Source organism: Halobacillus sp. KGW1, assembly GCF_001592845.1.
Classification (GTDB): domain Bacteria; phylum Bacillota; class Bacilli; order Bacillales; family Halobacillaceae; genus Halobacillus.
In genome coordinates this window covers 175,069-198,895 of record NZ_LSOC01000002.1, presented here as the reverse complement: position 1 = coordinate 198,895, position 23,827 = coordinate 175,069, and the positions used below count along the sequence as shown (strand labels likewise).

Below are 23,827 nucleotides of genomic sequence, written 5' to 3'. Positions count from 1 at the left end.
ATTAAAAATATTTTTAACAAAATGTAAATTCCCTTCTTTTCCTCTATTAAATCCTCCTTTCTCTTCCATTCAACTTTTTACACAATAGTATGATAAAATAAGTGAGAACACGTTTACATTGGATATAGGAAGGGAATTTTTTTGTGAATTTCCCTGTTGTGAGGAGGTGGCTGGAATATGGGTAGGGAAGGATCCATGACAGAGTATGAAATAGAAAGTGTCTACTTACAGGAGACGATGAAGCTGAAGGTGTACAAGCCGAAGAATTTCTCCTCCTTGTATAAATACCATTTCTGTATCATGCAGGATGGAAACGACTACTTCCAAATGGGACGGGCGGCGACACTCAGTGATAAGCTGCACCGCGACAACCGGATAGAGAATACGATTTTCATCGGCATCCATTATCAGGATAAGTACGACCGCCGTGAAAAGTATCATCCGGACGGTTCACGTCAGGGCGATTATGTGAATTTTCTCATTCGGGAAGTCGTTCCGTTTCTTGATGAAGAGCTCCCCGGCTACCATATGGGCCGTGGACGCACGCTTGCCGGAGATTCGCTTGCCGGCACGCTCGGCTTGATGACGGCAGCCAAGTTTCCGAATATTTTCGGTAATGTTATTGCACAGAGTCCTTATGTGGATGAGCATGTAATGGAGGTACTGGCGTCTGCCCGCGACTTCTCCGCGCTTACGATCGACCATACAATCGGCAAGGAAGAAACATCCGTTGTCACGACAGATGGAGACACGCTGGATTTCCTTACTCCGAACCGCGAGCTCCGCGACTTTCTTGAACGTCAGCCGCTCAGCTATACGTATCATGAATTGGACGGAGATCATACATGGGGCTCTTGGCAGCAGGATTTTGAACGTGCTTTGTTGAACATGTTTGGGAAAGAATAATGGAAACATATAAAGGAAGAATCAGGAGGGTTAGCCTAATGAAATACGGCATTGCAGTTTTTCCATCGAAAAAAGTCCAGGATGTGGCGAATTCTTACCGCAAGCGTTACGATCCCCATTATGCGCTTGTTCCCCCGCACATTACGATGAAGGAGCCGTTTGAAGCGGATGAGGCGGAAATTGAAAACACCATCATCCCTGAATTGAAGGAAATCGCTAAAGAAACACAGCCTTTCTCCTACGGCGTCTATAAAGTCAGCTCTTTTTCACCGGTGACCAATACTATTTATTTGAAGATCGATCCATCCGAAGAGATCTTCGCTTTGAACGATAAACTACATGCCGGCCAGATGCCGGAAGAGCGTGCGTATCAATTCGTTCCGCACATCACGATCGCCCAGAAGCTTTCGGATGAGGAATTCTCTGATGTATACGGCAGCCTGCGTATGCTTAAATTCGATCTTCAGGATGAAGTGGACCGCTTCCAGCTTCTTTATCAATTAGAAAACGGTGCATGGAGCGTTTATGAAACGTTCCGCCTCGGCCAAGGGTGATCTGCTTTGATGGACATCGTTAAAGTCACCAAAGACAGCCAGCGTCAGGATGCTTATTATGTCAGGCGCACGGTTTTCGTAGAGGAACAGCACGTCCCGGAGGAATTGGAGATTGACGAATTGGAAGAATCGGCGATTCACTTCGTCGGATATGAGAGCGGAGAACCAGTCGCCGCGTCCAGACTCCGCTTCGTGAACGGGTATGGGAAGCTCGAGCGAATCTGTGTCATGAAAGATCAGCGCGGCCGTTCGTACGGCAGAAAGATGATCGAAGAAATGGAAGCCGTGACGCGTGAATACGCGTATGACAAAGCGAAATTGAATGCACAGACCCAGGCAGAGAAATTTTATGAATCGTTAGGATATGTCACCATATCCGGGGAGTTCATGGATGCCGGCATCCCGCACGTGACCATGGTCAAAAAACTAAGCTGAGAAAAAGCCGCCTTTCCCGGCGGCTTTTCTTTTGCCTTCTACTTCTGTTTAAGCATACATTTTTTTGACTACAATGGAGCGTATAAGAAGTTATAAGGGATCGTGACAATATGGATTATATAAACATCACAATAGAAACACTGTTCGGCTTTGTCGCCCTCTTCATCATGACAAAAGTACTCGGTAAATCCCAAATTACACAGATTACGGCGTTCGACTTCATCGCGGCTCTTGTCCTAGGGGAGCTGGTCGGTAATGCTCTCTATGATCCGGAAGTCGGCGTCCTTGATATCGGGTATGCCATCCTCTTATGGAGCATTCTTATCTATACGACGGAAATCATCACGGAGAAGTTCAAAGGGACAAGGAAACTGCTTGAAGGTATGCCCTCCCTGATCATCTACAAAGGAAAAATCGACAGAGAGCAGTTGAAGAAAAACAAACTCGATCTCGACCAGCTCCAACACCTGCTTCGTTCGAAAGACGTGTTTTCCATGAAGGAAGTCCAGTATGCTCTTTTGGAAACGGACGGTACGATGTCTGTTTTGAAGGCATCGCAGTTTCAGAACGTGACGAGGGACGATATGAAACTGACACCGGAAGAGGTGCCGCTGCCGAGGACCATCATCAGCGACGGTGAGATCATTTGGGACAACCTGATGGAAGCTGGTTTTGACGAAGCCTGGCTCGAGCGCCAGCTGAAGGCACAGAATTACAACGAGCCTAAGGAAATCATGTATGCCGAATATACAGACGGCGACAAACAGTTATATATTCTCAGCATGTGAAGCAGAGTGGAACATCCAGCGGTTCCCCTCCACGCGGTCCTCGATGAGGCCCGCTTTTTTTAATCCGATCAAATAGGCCGTGACGGCCGTCCGATATAAAAGAAACTGGGAAAGCCCCTTCGTTTCCACTTCGTACCGGCTGCACATCGCCGTTATCACCTCTTCCTGTGATACTCCGTCACGGCCTCTGATAAATCGATGCAGCCAATGGAGAATTCCTTCATGATAGGCGATATTTGCATCGATTACAGCCGTATGATCTGTTTCATACTCCCCGTGCCCCGGAAGGGATCCTTCACATGGAATATCCCGAAGCTGCCGAAGACTCTCCAAAGCAGCATGTGCATCTGTTAAATAAGGGATTTTGTGCTTATGTAAGGTATCGATGCCGAAATAGCTGTCGGCCGCATATAACACTCCTTCCACTTTAATACCGAGCTGATGATAGCTGTGGCCCGGAAGGAAAAACGTTTCCCCTTCCATCTCCCCTATTGGAAATTTCCCTGCACCTACCACATCGTCTATCCGAACTGGCGGCCCCTGCAGAAACTTATTGTTGAGCTCTGGAACCGGATCGTTGCCACCGGACAAATAGAGCGGCTCCAGTTGCGGATAGCGTAAGACAGCCTCTTCAAGCGGAGCAGCCATCGTATGGACATCATACTGTTCCTGCACATACGATGCGCCTCCGTAATGATCCGCGTGTGCGTGCGTAATAAAAAGGTGCGTCAATGGAAGATCCCTTTTCCTGATCTCCTTGAGCACCTTTTTTATAGAAGAGCGGTCGAGTCCCGCGTCTATAAGCAGACCACTCTCCCCTTTATTTACATAGCCGATATTGACGGAACCTTCCCAGTAGAAACAATGGTCGTTTATCGCAGTAAATGACACGTCCTCCACCCTTTCAGCGTTTTCATACTTCTTCGCTGAAACGGCGTCCTTTTCCTGTCATTTCCGAGAAAACATTTTCCACTTTCTTCGGAGACGGCTGCTCGGATGCATGAAAGCGGCCGGATGTGTATAGCGTTGAGAGCGGTTCATACTTCTGCTTTTCTACCTCCGGATGATCACCGTGTCGGAGCTTTGATGCGAGGTCCGCCTGAAAAACCTTCTCTATGCCATATGATGTCCGGTGTGCTTCCACGACCCGTTCCTGATAATCCTGATACTGATAGAAATGGACCGGCAGAATATATCCCATCCTGCTCCCTCCTTTTTCTTTCTATACCCGCATTCCGCCTATGCTACTCACTCAAAGAACCCTTCCATTTTTCCTATTTGTTTATTCAGGAAAGCTTCCATGTCCGTCATCCGCTTATCGAAGCGCCCCTCCCAGGCTTGGAAGTCCTTCTCCCACTGGCCGAATTTCTTCTCCGGTTGACGGATGATGCCATAGTTTTTCGACGTTTCCATATTTATTTCCTGCAATACATCAAATAACGTCTTATCCTTTTTTTCCTCACTCACAGCCGATCGGTCCACAAGTACAACATCGACTGGATCCCGGCGACGGCTAACAGCCAGATGAGCCATTCTCCGTAAGGAACAATCATATAGAAGAGAAGCATTAACAGCGAGGACCAGACACCGACACACCACTGGCAGCTGAGACCTTCCCCGATAAACCCTTTCGGTTCAATCCACTCTTCCTCGATTCCCTCTTCATTCTTGACGATTTTTGTTTCCATGAACGGTTTCCGGAGCCATTCAAAGATATAGTCCGCGACCAACAAACGGGTCAAACGGAAGCTGGCCAGACCGATCAACAGAAATTCAAACACACTTAACATATACCTTCATCCTCTCCATGAAGAAAAAGCCACTACGCTTTTGGTAGTGGCCGACAAACCGAAACGGATCAGAACCAGCGGAATCCTCCGCGGCGATCTGAAGATTCATCATCTTCTTTTTTATGGTGTTTTTCTCTGGAGCTGCTTTCTTCTGCAGCCTCTTCTCTATGCCGGCGTCCCCCGAAAAATGGATCGACGAAATCGTCTCTGTCCTTTTGACCGTGGTGGTCAGGACGATGGTGCTGTGGTTCGATGATGACGTTATCTGCTTTAATGATAAGATCCTTCACATGGATGACCTTTTTCTTTTCAGACATTCCATTCACTCCTTATTCGAATTCACTGTTAATCTATGGCGTTTGCCCTGATTGGGTATAGTCGTCTGCCCATCCATGGAAAAAAACTTGCCGTTTTGTTGAAAAGAGTCAAATGCCCACACCGACAAAGCGCACCGACATATTGTAGTAAAGACGATACGTCAATGCGTATGGAAAGGGGAAAATAATAATGAGCTGTGGTAAAAATTACGATTCAGGCTCTTGTGTAATCGATATTCTTAAAGATATCGTCGATGCACAGAACGATGTGATGCATGATTGCACAACAAGCTGTGAGCAGTCAATCGCTGATCTTCTAGGTGACACGGGCGGAGGTTCCGGATTCGATACGGTTCCTGTCATCCTATACTGCAAAGATGGATGCAAACCTTTCAAAGGATACGGTTCTAAGCGAAGCGGAGAAGGCTGTGACGTAAGAGGAAGCTTCTTCTTCCGCGTTAAATCCGTAGACAATGACGGATGTGCAATCCTCGAACTTCTATTCGCCGACCGTTGGCACCGCGGGGATGACGAAGAGAGTGGAGACGAGGACTTCCGTGGAAAACACGACTGCGATCCTAAATCTCCAGCAGACCAAAGCTGCCGCAACCTGCGCGCTTCCGGAATCTGCATCACGGTTGATTTGAACTGCTTCTGCCACGTAACTTGTCTGCCGGCAGCAGCCACACTATAAAACAAAAACCGCGCCCACAAAGCGCGGTTTTTTATGCATTTAGAAACCGAGAAGACGGATGTCCGTAATGTCCGCAAAGGGAACCGTCCGCTCGAACGGCCGCTGGAACACTTTCATATGCACCACACCATCCTGATAATCGGTGATGTAGCCTTTGTACTGCTCTTCCGCTGTTTTCACTTCACACTTCATCTTCGGCACGTGGGGAGAAAGCTTGAAGAAATAGTTCACTTTCTCTTCCAGGGACAACTCATGGAACCCCTGCCTTCGTTCCCGCGACGTAGGCGTCCGCTTCTCTTCCTGTCCCGCTTTACTGGCAGGAGGATCGCCGGGCGCTTGTTCCTCCTCCTTCTTGAGCTTCGACAATTCTTCCACATGCGGTGCTTGTTGACGGCGCATCCTTGTCTCTTTCTCTTGAGCCGATGTTTCTTTCGCTGCCGGTTCCGCTGATGGCACACTCGCGTCCACCGACTTCCGCTGCGTCCGGAAGCTCGTTTGCATCGGAACTTCCGCCGGCTTCAATTTTGGCTGTACAATATAAAGCATTGGCTGCTGTGCAAGGCGTTTCTCTTCGGCCATAGGGATCTCTCCTTTTCCATTCGATCATCATTCTATGTATATGCCCAAGTTCCCTTTCATGTTCACTTTTCCTGCATTATGACAAAACCTTTCCATCAAAAAAACGCCTTCCTGATTAGAGAAAGGCGCATTTCCTATGATTATTTGGATTTCAGTACGCGACGGTACTGAAGCCGCCATCAACGTGAATAATTTCTCCGGTCACTCCGCGGGACAAATCACTCATGAGGTAATACCCGGTATCCCCCACTTCCTCCTGCGTCACTGGACGGCGGAGCGGAGCACGTTCTTCAATGACCTGAAGAATCTGATTGAAGTCCCCGACACCTTTGGCGGACAAAGTACGGATCGGACCTGCCGAAATGGCATTGACGCGAATGTTGTGTTTGCCTAAATCATTGGCCAGGTACTTCACGCTCGCATCCAGACTAGCTTTGGCTACACCCATGACGTTGTAGTTCTTCACGACCTGTTCTCCGCCGAGATATGTCATCGTAAGGATGCTGCCGCCCTCCTTCATCAACGGTTGGGCTGCCCGTGCAACAGCCGTTAAGGAATAGGAGCTGATGTTATGGGCCGTCAGGAAACCGTCCCTGCTTGTATTCAAATACTCATTCTTCAGCTCTTCCCTGTTGGCGAAAGCGATACAGTGCGCAAGTCCGTGGATGACGCCTACATCTTGTCCGATTTGTTCAAATGTCTGGATGATCGCTTCATCGTCCGTTACATCACACTCATATACAAGGGATTCCGGTCCGCCTTCCAATGTATCAGCAAGGTCTTGCACAGCTTTCTTGAAACGCTCGGATGCTACGGTGAAAATGAGACGTGCTCCTGCCGCATGCAGCGACCTTGCTATTCCCCAGGCGATGCTCCGCTTGTTAGCGACACCCATGACGACGTACGTACGATTTTCCAAAGAAAAATTCATCCGTTAAATCCTCCTAAATTAGCATTTGATATTAGTACCTGCTCCTATTTTAGCGGAAAGGCTTACATATGACAATGTACAAAAAGAGCCTCCCAATCATTGGGAGGCTTCTTCTCAGCACCATTCACAGTATTCTAATTCTGCTTTTAATTCTTCCACATATTCATGGGAACCGGTGACAATCAGGCGGTCACCCATTTTCAGTTCGGTATCTCCATGAGGGACGATGGAATCTTTTCCTCGGAAGATACGAACCATAATAACGTCCCCGGTGAAAGGAAACTCACGGAGGTGAGTGCCGTTATAAATGGAATTATTCATATTGATCTGATACAACGCGTTCTCCTGAGTTGTAAGGATATCCAGGACATTCGGCGCTTCGATCATGGCTTTAAGCAATGCTTTCGTCGAAAGGAATACAGAGAACACACTTACGTTCAAGTCCTTCATTTCCTGAGCGAGGTCGGTGGATTCGATTCTTGCGATGACGCGCTCGACTCCCTGCTCTTTCGCAAAGCGGGCAATCTTGGCGTTCCGCTCTTCATCCCCTGTCGATGCGACGAGAAGATCGACATCGAATACTCCGATTTCCTTCATCTGCTCGACATCATAGTCATCGAGCTCCTTGATATCGAAGCACTGCCTCGTAATCCGGTCATCGATCTTATCCATTTTCATATGATAGAGGTGCGTTTCATACGCGTTGACGTCAAGCTCTCTCACGACCGGCAGCGTCATCCGGTTGGAACCGACGAAAGAAACGACCGTTTTGTGGTCTTCCTCTTCAAATCTGCCGTAGATTTTCTTGAAGAGAATCGGTCCGATCAGGCATGTTAAGACGGCGACGAGAATAAGCGCGCCTTCCATCTGATCATCGATCATTCCTTCACGCTTCCCGATCGCCGCTGCAGCGATGACAAGGGAAAGCGTCGAAGTGAGGATGAATCCCGAACCGAATACGGTCTTCATGTCATACCACTTGCTGAGAAGCAGGGCAGGTACGACCTTGGAGACAAGCAAGGCCAAGAACAAGAGCGGTATTAAAAGAAGCACTCTCGTATCTGTAAACAAGCTCCAAATATCGATTTCCACACCGACCATTACGAAGAAGATCGGAATAAGGAAACCGTAACCGAAGCTGTCCAGCCGCTTGACCATTTCCGGGTTTGGAGACAATAGAGATACTAACGTCCCGGCAAGGAACGCACCGAGGATGTTTTCTGCCCCTACCTGTTCCGACAGGGCTACAAGCAGAAGGATCAGCGTGAAGACCGCACGGGTATCGATCTGAATCGTCCCTTTGGTCATCGTTTCTACATAGGACTGATGACGGAACTTCTTGCCAATGTAATAGAAAAGCACACCGGCTGCGAACAGAATCAACAAGAGCCACGTATTTCCTCCGCTCTCTCCATAAATGGAGACAAATACCGCAAGGAGAATCATCGTCACCAGGTCTGCAATGACGGCGATCAACAGAATCGTCTGTCCGATCGTTGTCTTCATCATTTGGGCATCTTTCAAAGTAGGAACGACGACACCAAGGGATATTGTTGAAATAATCAACGTCATTAAGAAGGCATTATCGATGAAGCCGGCCCATACGAAGGCGAACGATAAGGCCAGGGATATGACGAAGATCCCCAGGAATACAAGCGTCGCCACCCAGACCGGGTTCGGAGCACCAGTATTTTGGTTTTCCGGTTTTGCTTTCTTTTTCTTTCTTGCGAAAATCGAAAAATCAATCTCCAGACCGCTTAAGAACATCAGGAAGATGAACCCAAGCGTCGAGAGTATTTCAAGCCAGCTCCCCTGATCAACGAGGTCAAATCCACTTTGACCAATGATCAAGCCGACGATAATTTCAGCTACTACCACCGGTATCATCGTTAATTTAAATCGGTGTAGTAAAATTGGTGTAAGGAATGCGGCGATAATGACAATAACGAGCGAAGTTACTGAAGCACCATGTTCCATACGTACCCCCCTCTCCAACTATTCCTAGTTGATGATTTTTTATATTTATCAACTTCTTTCTTCTATACTGCCTATTCCTTCATGTTTTCATTTCCCCATTCTTTACGTATCTGCTTAAATAAGCAGGTTCATGAAGGCGGTGGCCATTCCGAAATAAATAAGAATGGAAATTAAGTCGTTCAGCGTCGTAATGAACGGGCCGGAAGCAACTGCCGGATCGACGTTCAGGCGGTGCATGATCAGCGGTACAAGCGAACCAGCCAACGTAGCTACAATCAGCGTCAATAGAATGGATAGTCCAACGAGGACACCCAGGAAAAAGTTCCCCTGCCATATATATACAATCAACATCATGAGAACACCGCAGACAATCCCGCTGATTAAACCCGTTCCCGCTTCGCGCATCATCATTTTGATTTTTCCCTGTTTTTCAAATTCACCAGTTGCAATACCGCGAACGGCGACGGCAAGCGCCTGTGTGCCGGTATTCCCCCCCATTCCTGCAATCAGGGGAATGAAGATCGCTAAAATGGCGACTTTATCCAACGTTTCTTCAAAACGACCGATCAGACTGGCGGTCAAACTGCCGAGGAAAAGCAGAATGATCAGCCATGGCAGCCGTTTCTTCGCTGAGGAAAAGGCATTATCATCCGGACTGTCAACATCAGAAATGGCGGCGAATTTAGAATAGTCATCACTCGCCTCTTCTTCCATGACGTCCATAATATCATCGACGGTGATGATTCCGAGCAGATGGTCCTGGAAGTCCACGACCGGCAGGGCCAGGAAATCGTAGTCACGGACCATCCGTGCCACTTCTTCCTGATCATCTCCCACTGAGACCGATACCACCCGTTCATTCATCACGTCGGCAATCAGCCAGTCTTCTTCCGAAATAATCAAATCCCTTAAGGAGATAACTCCTGCAAGACGCTTATCCTCATCAATGACATACGTATAGTAAATCGTCTCGGCGTCAGGTGCTTCGGTTCTTAAATGGACCATCGCTTCTTTGATGGTCATGGTCGCATTGACCACGACATATTCCGTCGTCATGATCGACCCGGCTGTTTTTTCTTCATAATGAAGCAGGTCCTTGATTTCATCCGCAGCTTCTTCATCCATGATTGTCAAGAAGCTTGCCACTTTGTCCTTATCCAACTCATTAAAGATGTCGACTGCATCATCGGCGGACATTTCTGCAAAGACCTGGGCGGCGAAGGTCGGATCCATTTCGGAGAAAAACGGTTCAATCTCTTCATAATCAATATGTTCCATAAAATCCGCTACTTCTTCCGGTGACAGGTACGTATAAATCTGCAGACGAACGTCTTCGTCCCTGCCTTCGAATATCCTTGCTTGATCATATGGATGTAGTTCCAAGAACTCCGCCCGGAACTGATCGATATGATCATTGAACAGCGCATCTTTGATATTCGCCCAGACCTGCTGGCGTTCTTGGTCATCTAAGTGTTCCATAAGCAACCCTCCCCGGCGTCTATTTCATTTTTGACCGTTTAATCTTAATGGCGTAAAGCCCTTTTGTCAACGGAAGTCATTTTTTTGTCATTTTTCTTTTTGCTTCGACCAAAATCCTGCATAATCGTAGTGTAACAGAAGCCTGCTCAGGATGGGAGCGAAATACTGAATGGCGGCTGGAGAAAAGGTTTACAATTGATTAGGATGGGAAAAATAGGAGCGATATATAGAAGAAGGGACGAATTTGAATGGCCTACGATATCATTGGAGATGTTCACGGATGTCTCGACGAACTGAAGCAGTTGTTTGCAGAGCTCGGGTATGACTGGCATTCCGGAATACCGGTACATCCAGAAGGACGCATACCCGTATTCGTCGGTGACATAACCGATCGGGGACCTGATTCGATCGGCTGCATCCGTCTCGTAACGGAGCTTGTCGAACAGGAGAAAGCCCTCTATGTACCAGGCAATCATTGCAACAAGCTCTACCGCTTTTTTCTTGGTAACGGTGTTCAGGAGAAACACGGACTGGAAACAACGACAGCAGAATACCGCAGCCTGCCGAAGGAAGAACAGAAGGAGATTAAACATCGGTTCAAACAATTATATGAGCAGGCACCGCTCCACCTGATACTAAAAGATGCACATGCAGTAGTGGCCCACGCCGGTATCCGGGAAGAAGATATCGGTCGAAAAAGCAAACGAATAGAGACATTCGTCTTATATGGCGACATTACGGGAGAAAAGCTTCCAGACGGAAGGCCGGTAAGGCGGGACTGGGCTCAGGAATATCACGGAGACCGCTGGATCGTTTACGGCCATACCCCGGTCCGTGAGCCGCGATTTGTCAATCAAACCGTAAACATCGACACCGGCTGTGTTTTCGGCGGGGACTTGACGGCCTTTCAACTTCCGGAGGAAACGATCGTCCGTATCCCTTCGTCTATGCCGTTCATGGAAGAGAAATTCAGCTATTAAAAAATCCGAACGACTTTGCTTTCTTCCTGTAAGGCATGCAAAGGGTCGTTCGGATTTTTATTTTTCTTTCATGTAACTGCTCCATTCAGAAGGGGCTTTAGAATCGAAGCTCATGGACTCTCCTGTCCAAGGGTGCAGCAATTTCAGATGATAGCAGTGAAGCGCCTGCCCTGCCAGCTTATCTGCTTGTCGCGCCCCATAAAGGGTATCACCGACCAGCGGATGCCCGATATGTGCCATATGGACACGAATTTGATGCGTTCTTCCCGTCAACAGCTGAAAGGCAACTTTGGACACCCTGCCACCCGTCTCCAGCACATCATACATCGTTTGTGAAGGCTTTCCTTCCGGGTCAACCGTTCTTCGGATGATGGAATCGTCCGCTCTCTCAATAGGTGCGTCGATTAACCCCTTTTCCGGTTCCGGTAGGCCTTCGACCAACGCTTGATAAAAGCGGTCCACCAGTTTAGCCTTTCTCGTCAGCAGCATGTGACTGTATGCATGTTTCGCGACCAGCATCAGCCCCGATGTGTAGGTGTCGAGTCTCGTGACAATATGGACGGTGCATGGGTGACCGATTTCCTCATAATAAGCAATCAGATGACTGGCAATGGACGGTTCCTTTTTGTAAGGAGGAACGACGGCAATGCCGGACGGTTTATCCAATACAAGAATATCCTCATCTTCATAAAGGATAGCAAGCGGACCTTCTACCGGCTCAATTGCTCCCCGTTCTTCTGCAGGGAACAGGATCGTGAGCGTCGAGGCGCCTTTCAAAGGCTGCCACATTTCCGCTTCTTTTTCATCGATGAAGATATGTCCGTTCATGCGGACCCGCTTAAGAAGCTGACGGGAGAATCTGCCCTTCCCCCGCAGGAAGTCCCTTACCGATCGTCCCGCGTCGGACGGGTCGATGTCCCACTTCTTTTTGATATTACTGCTCATGCTCATCTGCGACAAAGGAATCGTGAACCCTTTTCCAGAACGGGAACGGACGGAAGCGGGCGAAGCGAACCTTCTCTTCTGCTACACGGAACTGAATCGATTTCACATCTTTGTACGTACGGGAAATATGATCGAGCGTGAAAAGGAAGCTCCGGTCGTTCTTCGGCTTGAACATGCAGGTGTGATGGCTCGGCAGAATCAACGGCGAGCCGATCGTCCGGAAGACACGGTTGTTGATGGATGCCATTTCCGCAATCTGGAAGGCTTCCAGCGACGGATGAAGGATGGCTCCTCCCAATGCTTTGTTATAAGCCGTACTACCGGAAGGAGTCGATACACAAAGACCATCTCCACGGAACGTTTCAAAATGATCGCCTTTGATCTCGATATCCATGACCACAGATCCTTCTGCCGTCTTGATGGTACACTCATTCAAAGCAAGGTAGCGATCTTCTTCTCCGCCTCCGTGCGGACGGATCGTTACTTCCAGGAGAGGGTACTCCACCACTTGGAATGGTGTTTTGGCAATTTCAATGATCAACTTCTCCATTTCTTCCGGCATCCAGTCGGCATAGAAGCCGAGGTGGCCGGTATGGATACCGATGAAGGCTGTTTTATCAAGGCGGTGGACATAGGTGTGGAAGGCTTCCAGCAACGTACCGTCCCCTCCTACAGAAATCGCTAAATCCGGTTCCTCTTCGCTGTATTCCAACTGGAATTCGGTTAAATAGCTTTTTATTTTGCTGCGGATTTCATTCGATTTCTTATCTCCTCTGGACAAGATGGAGAACTTCATCGGTGACCACTCCTTTACGAATTGTTCGTATTCTTCTTCTGTTCTTCTTTCTTCATGAAGACGCGCTGCGCTTCCTGGACTTCGCTCTTGATCTTTGACATCTCTTCATCCAGCTGAAAGGCAGCTTCTCCAGCCCGCTTCAGGCGGGACTTGATTTCTGAAGGTATTTTTCCCGAGTATTTATAATTCAATGAGTGCTCGTTCGTCGCCCAGAAGTTCATCGCCAGCGTGCGGATCTGAATCTCTGCCAACACTTTCTTCTGGCCGTGGATCGTTTCCACAGGATAGAGGATGACGACATGAAAAGAACGATATCCACTGTCTTTCTTGTCCGAAACATAGTCCTTCTCCTCGACGATTTCGAAGTCCTGCCTGTTCCGCAGCATGTCGACAACGGCATAGATGTCATCCACGAACTGAGTCATCACACGTACGCCGGCTATATCCTGCAGTTCATCTTCAATATTCTCCGGATTGATGCCCTTCCGTCTTGCCTTCTGGACAATGCTTGACCGGGGCTTGACTCGGCCTGTTACGAATTCAATCGGCGACTGCTCTTCTTCGTACTCGAACTGCTTCCGCATTCCCTTTAATTTGATTTTTAATTCTTCCACCACTTGTATATAAGGTGCCATAAATATTTCCCAATTCATTCAGCGCCCACCTTTATGTATCCAATCTTCATAGTAATTATGTGCGTTTTCTTTCCTATTCATTGTATCATAAAGTATAGCGACGGAATAAGCAGTACGTCTGACTATTTCCCATAATCAGGAGGTTTTTACATGTCTCAGGAAATTGAAATCGAATTCAAAAATCTGCTAACAGAAGCGGAGTATAACCGTATTTATCAGTTTCTCCCATTCGAATCGGTTGAACTTATGGAACAAACCAATTATTATTTTGAAACAGGTGACGGGCAATTGCGGGGGAAGGGCGCTGCACTAAGGATCCGGAAGAAAAACGGCTCCTGGACCATGACTTTGAAAGAGCCTCACAAGGACGGACTTTTAGAGACTCATGCACCTTTGACAGAAGAGGAAGCGAACCTATGGATCCAGAACAAAGGTCCGAAGAAAGCAGATATCTCCCGTCAATTGGAGGGGCTCGGCATCGATCAGGACCGCCTTCACTACCTCGGTTCGCTTACCACACGTAGAAAAGAACTGCCTTATAACGGAGCTCTTGTCGTTCTTGATCACAGTCTTTATTACGATAAGGAAGACTACGAACTGGAAGTGGAAGCTCCATCGAAAGAGGCAGGTTTACAGGTCATCAAGCAAATTCTGGAGGCGTGCAAGATTCCCGAACGGCAGACAGATAATAAGATTAAACGCTTCTACCAAGCCAAGCTGCAATCAGAATAGTTGCCGTCCACACCTCCCCATTGCTAAAATGGACTCACAGACAGGACAGGAAGGGATTATATGCAACAACGTGGTACGATTTTCGATGAAATAGGAAAAGATAAAATCGATCAGCTCGTCGAGGCTTTTTATGCACGGGTACAGAAGCACCCGGACTTAGTACCGATTTTCCCCAATGATTTCAGCGAAACCATTCGTAAACAAAAGCAATTTTTGACACAGTTTTTTGGAGGTCCGCCCCTCTATGTAGAAGAGCACGGTCATCCGATGCTCAGGGCGAGACACCTGCCATTTGAAATAACTCCAAAGAGAAGAGATGCCTGGCTGTCATGCATGTCGGGAGCCATGACGGAAGTGGGCATAGAAGAACCCCACCGCTCCTTCATGTTTGAGCGATTAACGATGACAGCCAACCATATGATGAATACACCTGAGGATGAGAAAGGAGAATCGATGTGAGTTGGAAAAGCTTGAGCAGTGAAAAAGAGACAAATACCACAACAAGCGGCTTCTTCGATTTATTGAAACGGCCTATAGAAATTTATGTCTTCATCGATCCTCTCTGCCCGGAATGCTGGTCCATGGAACCTTTTCTCAAGAAGCTCAACATCGAATACGGCCGCTTCTTCACCATAAAACCGATCATCAGCGGCAAGCTGGCTAATCTGCATCAAAATAAAATGAAGAAACCGGAAAATCTGAAGCAGGCCTGGGACCATACGGCGTCCCGTACAGGTATGTGCTGTGACGGCGATGTCTGGCTGGAAAATCCCGTCGCTTCCCCTTTCGCAACGGCTCTCGCAGTCAAAGCAGCGGAATTGCAGGGGAAAAAAGCAGGCATGCGCTTTCTTCGCAAAGTACAGGAATATGTATTCCTTGAGAAGCAGGACATCTCTGATGAGAAGGTACTCATCGAATGTGCGGAACAGAGCAAACTGGATGTCAGGGAATTCAAGAAAGACATCCATTCAGATGCTGCGAAACGGGCCCTCCAATGCGACTTGAAGCTCGCTCATGAAATGGAGGTTGATTCCACGCCGACCATCGTCATTTTCAATGAGTCAGAAGAAGACGCCGGACTGAAAATTACCGGATTGTATGCTTACGATGTGTACGTGAAAGTGTTGAAAGAAATGCTTCAGAAAGATCCAAAGCCTGGTGTAAAGCCCGCTTTGGAGGATTTCTTGCAACACTATCGCTTCGTAGCGAATAAGGAGATCGCCGTCGTGTACGACTGGACGGAACAGGAAGCGAAACGGGAAATGAAGAAGTTGGTCCTGAAGCAGAAAGCAAGAGAAGTGCCTGTCAAACACGGTACTTTCTGGAAATATATGAACTCTTGAACAGTAACAGCTCCCGCATCCAGCGGGAGCTGTTTTTACATAGAATCCCCCTGACAAGCATAGGATGATTCAAGGAGGTGTGTCTGTATGATGAAACTATGGATGGCGGTCCTTTTTCTTCTTATCATTCTGATGCTTCTGCTGCTTCACCTGCTCGCCTTAATGAAGATGTTCCCGTTATACGTCACATCGCCGCTCCTCTTTGCAGCTATCTACCTGACTATTTCCCTGTTTACTCACAAGAAAACCTTCCGAGGTTTTAAATGAGCACGCTACATAGTTTTTCAAAAAAAGAAGCGCCCGGAGCAGCCCGGACGCTTCTTTTCCTTTATGCTTTCTGCAGCAATTGTTCCATTTCATTCAACTTCTCTTCAAACACGTCCAGTGCAGCAAGAATCGGATCTTTGGAGGTCATATCTACGCCGGCGTGTTTCAACACCTCGATCGGGTAATCACTGCTGCCCGCCTTAAGGAAGCTCTTATAGCGGTCGACCGCTGGTTCGCCCTCTTCCAGGATCTGCCCCGCCAGTGCCTGTGCGGCTGCATAACCTGTAGCATACTGATAGACGTAGTATCCCATATAGAAGTGCGGGATGCGCGCCCATTCCAATCCGATATCGTCATCAATGACGATATTGTCACCGAAATACTTCTTATTCAAATCATAATAGATTTCTGTCAGCTTACCGGCTGTAAGAGCCTCCCCGTTCTGGGCCTGAATATGAATTTCATGCTCGAACTCCGCGAACATCGTCTGACGAAAGACGGTTCCCCGAAAGCCTTCCAGAAAATTATTCAACAGGTACAGCTTTTCTTTGTCACTGTCAACTTTGTTCAAAAGATGATCGTTCAACAGCGCTTCATTACAAGTAGATGCAACCTCTGCCACAAAGATGGAGTAGTTACCGTAACGATATGGCTGGTTCCGGTGCGTGTAGTAACTGTGCAGGGAGTGGCCGAGCTCGTGAGCAAGGGTGAACAAGTTGTTCACGTTGTCCTGCCAGTTCATAAGGATGTAAGGGTTGGTACCGTAGTGGCCCGAGGAATACGCACCGCTCCGTTTTCCTTTATTCTCTTCGACATCGATCCACCGATCTTTAAATGCTGACTGAAGGATCTCCCCGTACTCTTCTCCAAGCGGTTTCAGCCCGTCCAGCACAAGCTTCTGCGCTTCTTCATAAGAAACTTCCATTTCCGCATCCTTAACAAGCGGTGTATATAAGTCGTACATATGCACTTCATCCAACCCGAGGACCTCTTTACGCATTTCTGCATAACGATGTAATAAAGGCAGGCGTTCATGAACCGCTTCAATCAAATTGTCGTATACGGATTCAGGGATGTTGTTGTTATCAAGCTTCGCCTGACGAGCCCGGTCATACTTCCTTACCGTCGCATTGAAATTATTCTTCTTCACATGCCCGCTGAGCGTGGAAGCGAACGTATTCTTAAAGGAACCGAACGTGTCGTACATCGCTTCAAACGCACGCCTGCGTACATCTCTGTCATCTGATTTCAAGAATCCGACATAGCGGCCGTGCGTGAGCTCCACGTCTTCCCCCTTCTCGTTTTTAATCACAGGGAAAGTAATGTCCGCATTGTTAAGCGCTCCGAAGGTCTGGGAAGGATTCGCCCCGATTTCCGAAAAACCAGCCAACAGCTTCTCTTCCTGTTCACTGAGCACATGTGCCCGCTGCCGCGTAATCTCATCAAGGGTGTGTCTGTATAATTCCAACGGCTTGTAAGTATCAAGGTATCTTTTAACCGTACCTTCCGGCAGCGCAAGAATTTCAGGAACGATGAAGCTCATCGCAGAGGCGAGTTTGGTAAACAGCGATTCCGCTTTCGCATTCATCTCCTGATAATGAGAGTTCGTCGTATCCTGATCGTTCCTCATATGGGCATAAGTATATAGACGGCCGATGCGATTCGAAATTTTGTCCTGGAAATCAAGCAGTTTGTAAAGCTGCTCGGCCGATGCTCCTAAATTCCCCCGATAGTTGTCCAGTTCGGGAAGCATTCCCTCAATCGCTTTCAGCTCTTCATACCATTTCTCATCCGTTTCAAATATAGCTTCGAGGTCCCACGTTTTTTCTACAGGAATCTCCTCACGTTTTGGTAATTGTTTCGTTGAAGACATGTCCAACATCCTCCTTCATAAAAAGATCATCTTATAATGGTTTCTCGATTTTTCAAGTAATCCCTTCACAAACCGAAACATTTTATAAACGCCCCAGCTGTGCTAAGGTTTGTTCGTCTTCCTTTAGTCCGGCTTCCATATGGGTATGGAAGGTCAGCTGCCTGTTCTTCACCCACTTATTCTTCCCTGTTTTACGCACGATATTTAAAGCGTGGAGCTGCTCTAAATACTGCATGGAAAGCGAAGGCTGATAACCATTGATCGTCTCTGGGACTTCCACTTCGGGTAATTCAATGATTGTTTCATACGATGCAGGAAGAAAATGTTCAATCAAAAGTTTCGTCTGCCATAGATACGCCTTCCCTCCCAGCTGTACCTGTCCCGGCACCGGGAGAAATGCCGCACTTGGAATCAAAGAGAAGTGAAGACCTTTTAAGTACAAATACTGGCGGTATTGACGCTCGGAAGAACTTTCCTCTTTACGGTAAACCGTGCGATTAACATACCACATCTGCTGTAAATAATCATGGAAAACGTTTCTAGGAAAGGGGGCTGGGGAGGAGAATAACTGCGGAAAAGAGAGGTGTGAAAGAGGGACTTTCTTTATGCTGCCTATCGTCATTCCCATACCGAGAGAGCCTTGCGGATAGACAAGAATTATCTCTTGTTTAGAAATATCGAGAAAAAACAGTTGGTACCCGTGAGGGAAGTGATACATGCAAGTACGGAGGAAATCATTGAGGATAAAGCGATGGGGGCCTTTTTGACAAAAGTGACGGCTGCTGAGAATCCACAAAGGGAAGATTCCCATCGATTGATACGCTTTTGTTCGTTTTATAATGTCTTTTTGGGGAATGCGTGAACATTGGTACTCCAAGGCGATCCGTCTGCGCGGCAGAGTCAGCAATACGTCCGGGCGCTTCCCATTCGAAAGCCTCTTCTCTATTGCTGCCTCCTGCCCCTGCTGTTTAAGCCAGTGGAACAGCTGCCACTTTCCGCGCTCATGCTCCTCTGTTTCCCCTCCACTCCCTGCCGCACACTCACTGTCAGGACGATGGGCGAAGTGCGGGGTCACCTTATTTCCGGCTCTGATCAGGACTGGCTCCTTACATACAGGGCAATGGTACGTGTCGTTTCTCATGGAATCAATCATACTTTTAGATACTTGGTACAGGGATAGAATTTCCCCTTTGCTGTCTAACGCATACATCAACAGCTTCACCTCCACCCCTACCTTTCGACAAAAGAAAGTCCTTCCCCTTTTTATCAAATAAAAAAAGCACACAAAACTGTGTGCTTCTTGCATCAATCAACAGGGAAGTGCTGTTTGATGGAAGATAAGGCGTCTGCTTCGAATATGGTTTTCCCATACTCTTCAAGCCTGTGTATAGTCAGAGAAGATTCCTGGCCATACTCCATCAATTGACTCAGAATATTTTCCTGGTCGTCATCACTCATATTTTCATCTTGGAATTGAATATATAGATAGTATCGATCCTCGAAATGGAACAACTTCTGCTCCATACTTTCCGGTGAAGATACGTAGTGACTTAATTGAATGATGTCTTCGAAATCCTGGAACTTCAACGTAAATGCTAAAGGCTCGTCAGAATCGATTTCCTCATCCTCATCTTCATCATCCTGATCATCTTTCGCATGGAATTTATCATCCAATAATGATTCCAGCTTATCGTCAATCGGCAGATCGATTTCTTTCCCGTCTTCCTGAGGCAGTTCAAGCTTTTGGCCGTCTTGAGACACTTGGGCTTTCGTGACAATTACCTCTAGGCCTTTGTCCATTGCCTGTACTTGAATCCAAAGCGGACCATCCGCGTGGAAATTCTCCTGGTCGTTGACTTCATCCATCATTTCCCAGAACAACTGCTCACTGCGCTCACGGTTATACCAGATCTCTTCTCTGTCGAAACCTCTTTGCTCAACATCTTGATATGTTACGTAAAACTTCACGGTGTTTTCATTGATACGTTCAATTTCCATAACGTCTCTCTCCCTTCTTATCATGTTTTAAGGGGGAAGGGAACACTCACCCTTGCGTTCGTTTTAGAACCTTACCCGTTAGGCCCTGGCTTCAACCGTTGAGATGTGTAGAAAGTAAGGGTTGATGTATTCCTATTGTATGACAGGAATGTCTAAATGGAAAACAAATTGCTCGAATTCAGCATATAACCATATAAGACATGAATATCATGACAATAAGGCTGTCTTACCGGGTGGTTGAGTTATCATTTTAGCCTATTCCCCTAAGTTTGTCACTACATAGCCAGGAGGATTATCACATGAACTGGGACTTGCTTGAACCACTGTTGATCATCATCAGTATCGATATTATTCTCGGCGGAGATAATGCGGTCGTCATCGCACTCGCGAGTCGAAACCTCCCCCCGGAACAAAGGAACAAGGCCATCATCCTCGGGACAGGCCTCGCGGTCGCCGCCAGGGTGCTGTTAACGATGGTTGCTCTTTATCTTCTCCAAATTCCTTATCTTCAATTAATCGGAGGGCTGTTACTTTTCTATATCGCCATCAAACTCTTGACAGACAATGACGAAAACGACCATATCAAAGCCGGTGACAGTCTGTTCGCAGCTGTTAAAACCATCGTCTTCGCCGATATCGTCATGGGATTCGATAATGTGCTTGCCATAGCAGGTGCCTCGCACAACAACATCATCCTCGTTGTGATCGGTCTGCTCGTTTCCGTCCCAATCATCGTTTGGGGCAGCAGGATTATCCTTCATTTAATGGACAAGTTCCCGATGCTCATCTATTTCGGTGCCGGCATTTTGACCTTTACAGCGGCAGAAATGGTGCTGGAAGACCGCCATGTCCTCCACTTTGCAGAGCAAATGCCGATCATCCACCAAGTGTTCGCTCCTTTCATGGTCATTTTGGTTATTACATTAGGATATTTCGCGAACAAAAGGAAGGGAACGGCGATATGAAAACCGGGCTCGAACCATATAAAAAGAAAAAAGCTGGAAAGGCTACCGCCTTCCAGCTTTTTTCATTTATTAATTGACTAAGCGTTGTGCTTCTTTCAATTGGAACGTACGAACGCTGCGTGGAAGGAATCGACGAATTTCGTCTTCGTTGTATCCTACTTGCAGACGTTTGTCATCCAGAATGATTGGACGGCGAAGCAGACCAGGATTCTCTTGAATAAGATCGAACAAATCCTGCATCGGCAGCTGGTCAAAGTCCACTTTCAATTTTTGGAATACCTTAGAACGTGTGGAAATGATCTCTTCCGTTCCATCCTCAGTCATACGAAGGATTTCCTTGATCTCGTCCAACGTTAGCGGCTCAGAAAAAATATTTCGTTCCGTATAAGGAATATCGTGCTCTTCAAGCCAAGCCTTTGCTTTACGGCATGATGTACAACTTGGTGAGGTATAAAGTGTAACCATATAGATACTTCACTCCTCAATAATTTATGGTGTTATTTAATTACTTCTTTCTTTGTAATCAATATAATCTAACCTTGATTCTACTATAACACATCTGTCAAGCATTATCTATATAAAGTTCAACAAATATGTGACAATACGATTCAAAGCGCGTTTCCTTTAAAGATTTACCCGATTTATCACACCGTTAAACATAAAAAACAACCATTCTGCATTTTTTTCATTTTCAACTACGTGTTTTTATTGAAAATACCCGCCTTAGGATGGCGGGTATTTGTTCTATAGATCAGTTTTTCGTTTTGTCCAATTCCTTTATGATATTCTCCACATCTCTATCTTCATCTCTGGTCAGCACTTCATCCACGTGCTGATACGATTTCCCGTAGAACTCTTCGTCCTTGTAAGTATGGATTTCCGTGTACATCGCTTTCATTTTTTCGTAAATCTCTTCTTCGGAAGCATCTTCCGGTGACCAGTAGAGAATTTCCATGGCATTGACTTCGTTCGTTGCAAGAGACCTTCTTGTATAACCAATGGATTGGGCGTGTTTAAAGCCTTCCCTTTGATAGAAGCGGAGTCTTTTCTCCGTATCCGTGTCGGTATAATCGACCGGTTCTACTTCCAGGATGATCGGCTTTCCTTTCGCTTTCATTTTCTTGATGAGTTTGTGACCAAGTCCCTGACCACGTGAAGCAGAGGAGACATATACATAGTCGATGAAAAGGAAAGTATCGAACTCGGCATACATTAAAACGTGATGCTCTCCTTCATCTTTAAAATATACGTCGCTTTTCTCTTTCAATAGTGCTTCCATGTGTTCTTTTGATTTCATTTCCTCAACAGGAAAATACTCGTTCAACTTCTCATACCAATTCATTGATCTACTCCCTTACAATTTGTCCCTTTTATTATAACGAATAATTCAACTTATGTTAAATGGCGCCGGATGCGCTCCTGCTGTTTTTAGGATATGGAACTGCCATCGATCTATTCAAACGGCCACAAGTATTAATACCCTGTTCTCAAGAAGATCAAACACCAAAAAAGGACCAGATCCCTCTGGTCCTCCCCTTTAATTCATCGGCGTATAGTCGACATTGCTGGTGTAATTGTTACCGGCATTCCAAAGCAGGAATTCATCAATACCGTTTTCATTCAACGCTTTGATCTGTGCTTCCACCTCTGCTTTTCCGTACTGCTTCGTCGCTCCCGAATACAGCCACGGCGCCTCAAAATCCTGAAGCCAAGGACGTGAAGTCGGCTTGTCATCCAGTTTCCCCAGCACTTCATTTTCCACCTTGGCATATTCATCAATCAGACGGTACGGTTCTTCGTCGGGTTTGGCAATACCGAAGTAGGACCCCCAGTGACTTGGATAGATCATTGATGAAATGACATCGACATTGCTTGATATTTTCGAGAAGTTCTGCCCGATATTCGGAGCTTCCGGAATCGTCGCCGCATAGCCGAAGATGTCAACAGAGACATCGACATCGTAGGCTTTCAATTCACCCTTCGCATATTCGACGAAATCGGTGACCGCCTGGACTCGTTTCTGTACATGATCCATCTCCAAATCCGCATACTTCCCTTGACCGTATGTAAGGATGTCTTCCCTTTCTCCGAAACCTTCCGGGAAACGGACGTAGTCGTACTGGATTTCCTCGAAGCCGAGCTCTGCCGCCTGTTTGGCAAGCTCCACATTATACTCCCACACTTCTTCCATGAACGGGTTCACGAAAGATTCCCCTTTGCCGTTCTTCCACACTTGACCGTTTTCTGTAAAAGAAAGGTCCGGTCTTTTTTCAGCGAGCAGACTGTCCTTGAATACGACAACACGTGCGATAGGATAGATACCTTTCGATTCAAGCTCCTCAAGCATCGCCCGCGGATCATCGATGAACGGCTCCGCCACTTCTGCATAAGGGGACCCTTCTTCCGGCTCAAACGTGATGTTTCCATGGTCTTCTTTAATATCGATTACCATGGCATTCAATTCTGTATCCTCCACGAGCTTCGTAAGTTCTTCCATCTTCGCACCGCCTGCTGAAGGACCTGTTACATAAATCCCCCGGACGGCATCCGGATACTCGAAGTCAAGTCCCGACTGATACGTGAACCTTGCTGCTTCCCCGGAATCCGGCAAGGCTTTAATTCCAAGCTGCCGTTCCGTCATGATGCCGGCTTCTCTTACTTCTTTATTATCTTCCTCTTCTGCCTGGACATATGAGAACGGAAGAACCACTCCTGCCAGAATGGCAGCCGCACATATCCCAAGCCTGCGAAATTTCCTCATTAATAACCTACTCCCCTATCCTCTAGATACTCTTCATTATAAAGAAGGTTGTAATTATATAACAGGGATGGAAACGAATTTC

29 protein-coding genes are annotated in these 23,827 nt (G+C 47.0%); 11 read left to right on the top strand and 18 right to left on the bottom strand.

Features of this window, described 5'->3' with window-relative positions:
• Window positions 1-177 precede the first annotated feature (177 nt).
• From AXG56_RS01575 to AXG56_RS01560, 4 genes are all read left to right on the top strand, one after another.
• Window positions 178-906, top strand: coding sequence for an esterase family protein (locus AXG56_RS01575; RefSeq protein WP_008638700.1), 729 nt, complete (start codon window positions 178-180; stop codon window positions 904-906).
• A 38-nt stretch (window positions 907-944) separates the two neighbouring features.
• The gene (locus tag AXG56_RS01570) at window positions 945-1,460 is read left to right on the top strand and encodes a YjcG family protein (protein WP_008638702.1); all 516 of its coding nucleotides are present in this window, start codon (window positions 945-947) and stop codon (window positions 1,458-1,460) included.
• A gap of 9 nt (window positions 1,461-1,469) precedes the next feature.
• Window positions 1,470-1,895, top strand: a complete 426-nt coding sequence (locus AXG56_RS01565; protein WP_062512918.1) for a GNAT family N-acetyltransferase — start codon at window positions 1,470-1,472, stop codon at window positions 1,893-1,895.
• Window positions 1,896-2,005: 110 nt separating this feature from the next.
• Complete coding sequence (locus tag AXG56_RS01560) at window positions 2,006-2,683, top strand: DUF421 domain-containing protein (protein ID WP_008638704.1); 678 nt, start codon at window positions 2,006-2,008, stop codon at window positions 2,681-2,683.
• On the opposite strand, the gene AXG56_RS01555 is transcribed toward AXG56_RS01560, so the two are convergent.
• The 5 genes from AXG56_RS01555 to AXG56_RS01535 all read right to left on the bottom strand — a co-directional run bounded on the left by AXG56_RS01555 (window position 2,663) and on the right by AXG56_RS01535 (window position 4,790).
• Window positions 2,663-3,574, bottom strand: coding sequence for an MBL fold metallo-hydrolase (locus AXG56_RS01555; RefSeq protein WP_062512916.1), 912 nt, complete (start codon window positions 3,572-3,574; stop codon window positions 2,663-2,665). The genes AXG56_RS01560 and AXG56_RS01555 overlap by 21 nt on opposite strands.
• A 22-nt stretch (window positions 3,575-3,596) precedes the next feature.
• Window positions 3,597-3,884 (bottom strand): hypothetical protein, encoded by a 288-nt coding sequence (locus AXG56_RS01550; RefSeq protein ID WP_008638706.1) that lies wholly within the window; start codon window positions 3,882-3,884, stop codon window positions 3,597-3,599.
• 47 nt (window positions 3,885-3,931) lie between these two features.
• Window positions 3,932-4,096 carry a hypothetical protein gene (locus tag AXG56_RS19625; RefSeq protein WP_193743891.1) on the bottom strand — a complete coding sequence of 55 codons (165 nt, stop codon included), beginning with the start codon at window positions 4,094-4,096 and terminating at the stop codon, window positions 3,932-3,934.
• 50 nt (window positions 4,097-4,146) lie between these two features.
• On the bottom strand, window positions 4,147-4,473 hold the full coding sequence (locus AXG56_RS01540) for a DUF1360 domain-containing protein (RefSeq protein ID WP_008638708.1): 327 nt from the start codon (window positions 4,471-4,473) through the stop codon (window positions 4,147-4,149).
• 68 nt (window positions 4,474-4,541) lie between these two features.
• Window positions 4,542-4,790: a hypothetical protein gene (locus AXG56_RS01535; RefSeq protein WP_008638709.1), complete on the bottom strand. Its 249-nt coding sequence runs from the start codon at window positions 4,788-4,790 to the stop codon at window positions 4,542-4,544.
• 190 nt (window positions 4,791-4,980) lie between these two features.
• Here AXG56_RS01535 and AXG56_RS01530 point away from each other — a divergent pair, with 190 nt between their 5' ends.
• Window positions 4,981-5,484 carry a CotY/CotZ family spore coat protein gene (locus tag AXG56_RS01530; RefSeq protein WP_026578375.1) on the top strand — a complete coding sequence of 168 codons (504 nt, stop codon included), beginning with the start codon at window positions 4,981-4,983 and terminating at the stop codon, window positions 5,482-5,484.
• A gap of 39 nt (window positions 5,485-5,523) precedes the next feature.
• On the opposite strand, the gene AXG56_RS01525 is transcribed toward AXG56_RS01530, so the two are convergent.
• From AXG56_RS01525 to mgtE, 4 genes are all read right to left on the bottom strand, one after another.
• On the bottom strand, window positions 5,524-6,063 hold the full coding sequence (locus AXG56_RS01525) for a CotO family spore coat protein (RefSeq protein WP_008638713.1): 540 nt from the start codon (window positions 6,061-6,063) through the stop codon (window positions 5,524-5,526).
• A gap of 151 nt (window positions 6,064-6,214) precedes the next feature.
• On the bottom strand, window positions 6,215-6,994 hold the full coding sequence (gene fabI, locus AXG56_RS01520; RefSeq protein WP_008638716.1) for an enoyl-ACP reductase FabI: 780 nt from the start codon (window positions 6,992-6,994) through the stop codon (window positions 6,215-6,217).
• A 114-nt stretch (window positions 6,995-7,108) separates the two neighbouring features.
• Entirely contained in the window at window positions 7,109-8,971 is a 1,863-nt protein-coding gene (locus AXG56_RS01515; RefSeq protein ID WP_008638718.1) for a monovalent cation:proton antiporter family protein, read from the bottom strand.
• A gap of 114 nt (window positions 8,972-9,085) precedes the next feature.
• Complete coding sequence (mgtE, locus tag AXG56_RS01510) at window positions 9,086-10,450, bottom strand: magnesium transporter (protein ID WP_008638720.1); 1,365 nt, start codon at window positions 10,448-10,450, stop codon at window positions 9,086-9,088.
• Window positions 10,451-10,698: 248 nt separating this feature from the next.
• Between mgtE and prpE the strand changes: the two genes are divergently transcribed.
• On the top strand, window positions 10,699-11,430 hold the full coding sequence (prpE, locus tag AXG56_RS01505; RefSeq protein WP_026578369.1) for a bis(5'-nucleosyl)-tetraphosphatase PrpE: 732 nt from the start codon (window positions 10,699-10,701) through the stop codon (window positions 11,428-11,430).
• 57 nt (window positions 11,431-11,487) lie between these two features.
• Here prpE and AXG56_RS01500 read toward each other — a convergent pair whose 3' ends face one another.
• Genes AXG56_RS01500 through AXG56_RS01490 form a run of 3 tightly spaced genes read right to left on the bottom strand, consistent with a single transcriptional unit; the run spans window position 11,488 to window position 13,824 of the window.
• Complete coding sequence (locus AXG56_RS01500; RefSeq protein ID WP_064503466.1) at window positions 11,488-12,375, bottom strand: RluA family pseudouridine synthase; 888 nt, start codon at window positions 12,373-12,375, stop codon at window positions 11,488-11,490.
• On the bottom strand, window positions 12,365-13,171 hold the full coding sequence (locus AXG56_RS01495) for an NAD kinase (RefSeq protein ID WP_008638727.1): 807 nt from the start codon (window positions 13,169-13,171) through the stop codon (window positions 12,365-12,367). Before AXG56_RS01495 ends, AXG56_RS01500 begins: the two co-directional genes overlap by 11 nt.
• Window positions 13,172-13,185: 14 nt before the next feature.
• Window positions 13,186-13,824, bottom strand: coding sequence for a GTP pyrophosphokinase family protein (locus tag AXG56_RS01490; RefSeq protein WP_008638730.1), 639 nt, complete (start codon window positions 13,822-13,824; stop codon window positions 13,186-13,188).
• A 132-nt stretch (window positions 13,825-13,956) separates the two neighbouring features.
• Between AXG56_RS01490 and AXG56_RS01485 the strand changes: the two genes are divergently transcribed.
• The 4 genes from AXG56_RS01485 (at window position 13,957) to AXG56_RS01470 (ending at window position 16,148) form a co-directional block, all read left to right on the top strand.
• Window positions 13,957-14,538: a CYTH domain-containing protein gene (locus tag AXG56_RS01485; protein WP_008638731.1), complete on the top strand. Its 582-nt coding sequence runs from the start codon at window positions 13,957-13,959 to the stop codon at window positions 14,536-14,538.
• A gap of 60 nt (window positions 14,539-14,598) precedes the next feature.
• Window positions 14,599-14,997: a globin gene (locus tag AXG56_RS01480; protein ID WP_008638732.1), complete on the top strand. Its 399-nt coding sequence runs from the start codon at window positions 14,599-14,601 to the stop codon at window positions 14,995-14,997.
• Window positions 14,994-15,881, top strand: coding sequence for a ClpXP adapter SpxH family protein (locus tag AXG56_RS01475; RefSeq protein WP_008638733.1), 888 nt, complete (start codon window positions 14,994-14,996; stop codon window positions 15,879-15,881). The genes AXG56_RS01480 and AXG56_RS01475 overlap by 4 nt, the downstream gene beginning before the upstream one ends.
• A gap of 87 nt (window positions 15,882-15,968) precedes the next feature.
• A complete protein-coding gene (locus AXG56_RS01470) occupies window positions 15,969-16,148 on the top strand; it encodes a hypothetical protein (protein ID WP_008638734.1) in 180 nt (59 codons plus the stop codon).
• 61 nt (window positions 16,149-16,209) lie between these two features.
• On the opposite strand, the gene pepF is transcribed toward AXG56_RS01470, so the two are convergent.
• From pepF to mecA, 3 genes are all read right to left on the bottom strand, one after another.
• Window positions 16,210-18,021, bottom strand: a complete 1,812-nt coding sequence (pepF, locus tag AXG56_RS01465) for an oligoendopeptidase F (RefSeq protein WP_082794431.1) — start codon at window positions 18,019-18,021, stop codon at window positions 16,210-16,212.
• A gap of 82 nt (window positions 18,022-18,103) precedes the next feature.
• A complete protein-coding gene (locus AXG56_RS01460; RefSeq protein WP_008638736.1) occupies window positions 18,104-19,231 on the bottom strand; it encodes a competence protein CoiA in 1,128 nt (375 codons plus the stop codon).
• A 95-nt stretch (window positions 19,232-19,326) separates the two neighbouring features.
• Complete coding sequence (gene mecA / locus AXG56_RS01455; protein ID WP_008638737.1) at window positions 19,327-20,019, bottom strand: adaptor protein MecA; 693 nt, start codon at window positions 20,017-20,019, stop codon at window positions 19,327-19,329.
• Window positions 20,020-20,318: 299 nt separating this feature from the next.
• Between mecA and AXG56_RS01450 the strand changes: the two genes are divergently transcribed.
• Window positions 20,319-20,984, top strand: coding sequence for a TerC family protein (locus tag AXG56_RS01450; protein WP_008638740.1), 666 nt, complete (start codon window positions 20,319-20,321; stop codon window positions 20,982-20,984).
• 69 nt (window positions 20,985-21,053) lie between these two features.
• Here the strand turns inward: AXG56_RS01450 and spxA are convergent, their stop codons facing one another.
• The 3 genes from spxA to AXG56_RS01435 all read right to left on the bottom strand — a co-directional run bounded on the left by spxA (window position 21,054) and on the right by AXG56_RS01435 (window position 23,745).
• Window positions 21,054-21,449, bottom strand: coding sequence for a transcriptional regulator SpxA (spxA, locus tag AXG56_RS01445; protein ID WP_008638741.1), 396 nt, complete (start codon window positions 21,447-21,449; stop codon window positions 21,054-21,056).
• A gap of 286 nt (window positions 21,450-21,735) precedes the next feature.
• Window positions 21,736-22,326: an N-acetyltransferase gene (locus AXG56_RS01440; RefSeq protein WP_008638742.1), complete on the bottom strand. Its 591-nt coding sequence runs from the start codon at window positions 22,324-22,326 to the stop codon at window positions 21,736-21,738.
• A 195-nt stretch (window positions 22,327-22,521) separates the two neighbouring features.
• On the bottom strand, window positions 22,522-23,745 hold the full coding sequence (locus tag AXG56_RS01435; protein WP_008638743.1) for a putative glycoside hydrolase: 1,224 nt from the start codon (window positions 23,743-23,745) through the stop codon (window positions 22,522-22,524).
• Between the last annotated feature and the right edge of the window lie 82 nt (window positions 23,746-23,827).

Bases quoted from the DNA above. Each gene is read 5' to 3' on its own strand.
- AXG56_RS01575 (WP_008638700.1), top strand. From the start codon at position 178: ATGGGTAGGGAAGGATCCATGACAGAGTATGAAATAGAAAGTGTCTAC.
- AXG56_RS01570 (WP_008638702.1), top strand. From the start codon at position 945: ATGAAATACGGCATTGCAGTTTTTCCATCGAAAAAAGTCCAGGATGTG.
- AXG56_RS01565 (WP_062512918.1), top strand. From the start codon at position 1,470: ATGGACATCGTTAAAGTCACCAAAGACAGCCAGCGTCAGGATGCTTAT.
- AXG56_RS01560 (WP_008638704.1), top strand. From the start codon at position 2,006: ATGGATTATATAAACATCACAATAGAAACACTGTTCGGCTTTGTCGCC.
- AXG56_RS01550 (WP_008638706.1), bottom strand. From the start codon at position 3,884: ATGGGATATATTCTGCCGGTCCATTTCTATCAGTATCAGGATTATCAG.
- AXG56_RS19625 (WP_193743891.1), bottom strand. From the start codon at position 4,096: ATGGAAACGTCGAAAAACTATGGCATCATCCGTCAACCGGAGAAGAAA.
- AXG56_RS01540 (WP_008638708.1), bottom strand. From the start codon at position 4,473: ATGTTAAGTGTGTTTGAATTTCTGTTGATCGGTCTGGCCAGCTTCCGT.
- AXG56_RS01535 (WP_008638709.1), bottom strand. From the start codon at position 4,790: ATGTCTGAAAAGAAAAAGGTCATCCATGTGAAGGATCTTATCATTAAA.
- AXG56_RS01530 (WP_026578375.1), top strand. From the start codon at position 4,981: ATGAGCTGTGGTAAAAATTACGATTCAGGCTCTTGTGTAATCGATATT.
- AXG56_RS01525 (WP_008638713.1), bottom strand. From the start codon at position 6,063: ATGGCCGAAGAGAAACGCCTTGCACAGCAGCCAATGCTTTATATTGTA.
- fabI (WP_008638716.1), bottom strand. From the start codon at position 6,994: ATGAATTTTTCTTTGGAAAATCGTACGTACGTCGTCATGGGTGTCGCT.
- AXG56_RS01515 (WP_008638718.1), bottom strand. From the start codon at position 8,971: ATGGAACATGGTGCTTCAGTAACTTCGCTCGTTATTGTCATTATCGCC.
- mgtE (WP_008638720.1), bottom strand. From the start codon at position 10,450: ATGGAACACTTAGATGACCAAGAACGCCAGCAGGTCTGGGCGAATATC.
- prpE (WP_026578369.1), top strand. From the start codon at position 10,699: ATGGCCTACGATATCATTGGAGATGTTCACGGATGTCTCGACGAACTG.
- AXG56_RS01500 (WP_064503466.1), bottom strand. From the start codon at position 12,375: ATGAGCAGTAATATCAAAAAGAAGTGGGACATCGACCCGTCCGACGCG.
- AXG56_RS01495 (WP_008638727.1), bottom strand. From the start codon at position 13,171: ATGAAGTTCTCCATCTTGTCCAGAGGAGATAAGAAATCGAATGAAATC.
- AXG56_RS01490 (WP_008638730.1), bottom strand. From the start codon at position 13,824: ATGAATTGGGAAATATTTATGGCACCTTATATACAAGTGGTGGAAGAA.
- AXG56_RS01485 (WP_008638731.1), top strand. From the start codon at position 13,957: ATGTCTCAGGAAATTGAAATCGAATTCAAAAATCTGCTAACAGAAGCG.
- AXG56_RS01480 (WP_008638732.1), top strand. From the start codon at position 14,599: ATGCAACAACGTGGTACGATTTTCGATGAAATAGGAAAAGATAAAATC.
- AXG56_RS01470 (WP_008638734.1), top strand. From the start codon at position 15,969: ATGATGAAACTATGGATGGCGGTCCTTTTTCTTCTTATCATTCTGATG.
- pepF (WP_082794431.1), bottom strand. From the start codon at position 18,021: ATGTCTTCAACGAAACAATTACCAAAACGTGAGGAGATTCCTGTAGAA.
- AXG56_RS01460 (WP_008638736.1), bottom strand. From the start codon at position 19,231: ATGTATGCGTTAGACAGCAAAGGGGAAATTCTATCCCTGTACCAAGTA.
- mecA (WP_008638737.1), bottom strand. From the start codon at position 20,019: ATGGAAATTGAACGTATCAATGAAAACACCGTGAAGTTTTACGTAACA.
- AXG56_RS01450 (WP_008638740.1), top strand. From the start codon at position 20,319: ATGAACTGGGACTTGCTTGAACCACTGTTGATCATCATCAGTATCGAT.
- spxA (WP_008638741.1), bottom strand. From the start codon at position 21,449: ATGGTTACACTTTATACCTCACCAAGTTGTACATCATGCCGTAAAGCA.
- AXG56_RS01440 (WP_008638742.1), bottom strand. From the start codon at position 22,326: ATGAATTGGTATGAGAAGTTGAACGAGTATTTTCCTGTTGAGGAAATG.
- AXG56_RS01435 (WP_008638743.1), bottom strand. From the start codon at position 23,745: ATGAGGAAATTTCGCAGGCTTGGGATATGTGCGGCTGCCATTCTGGCA.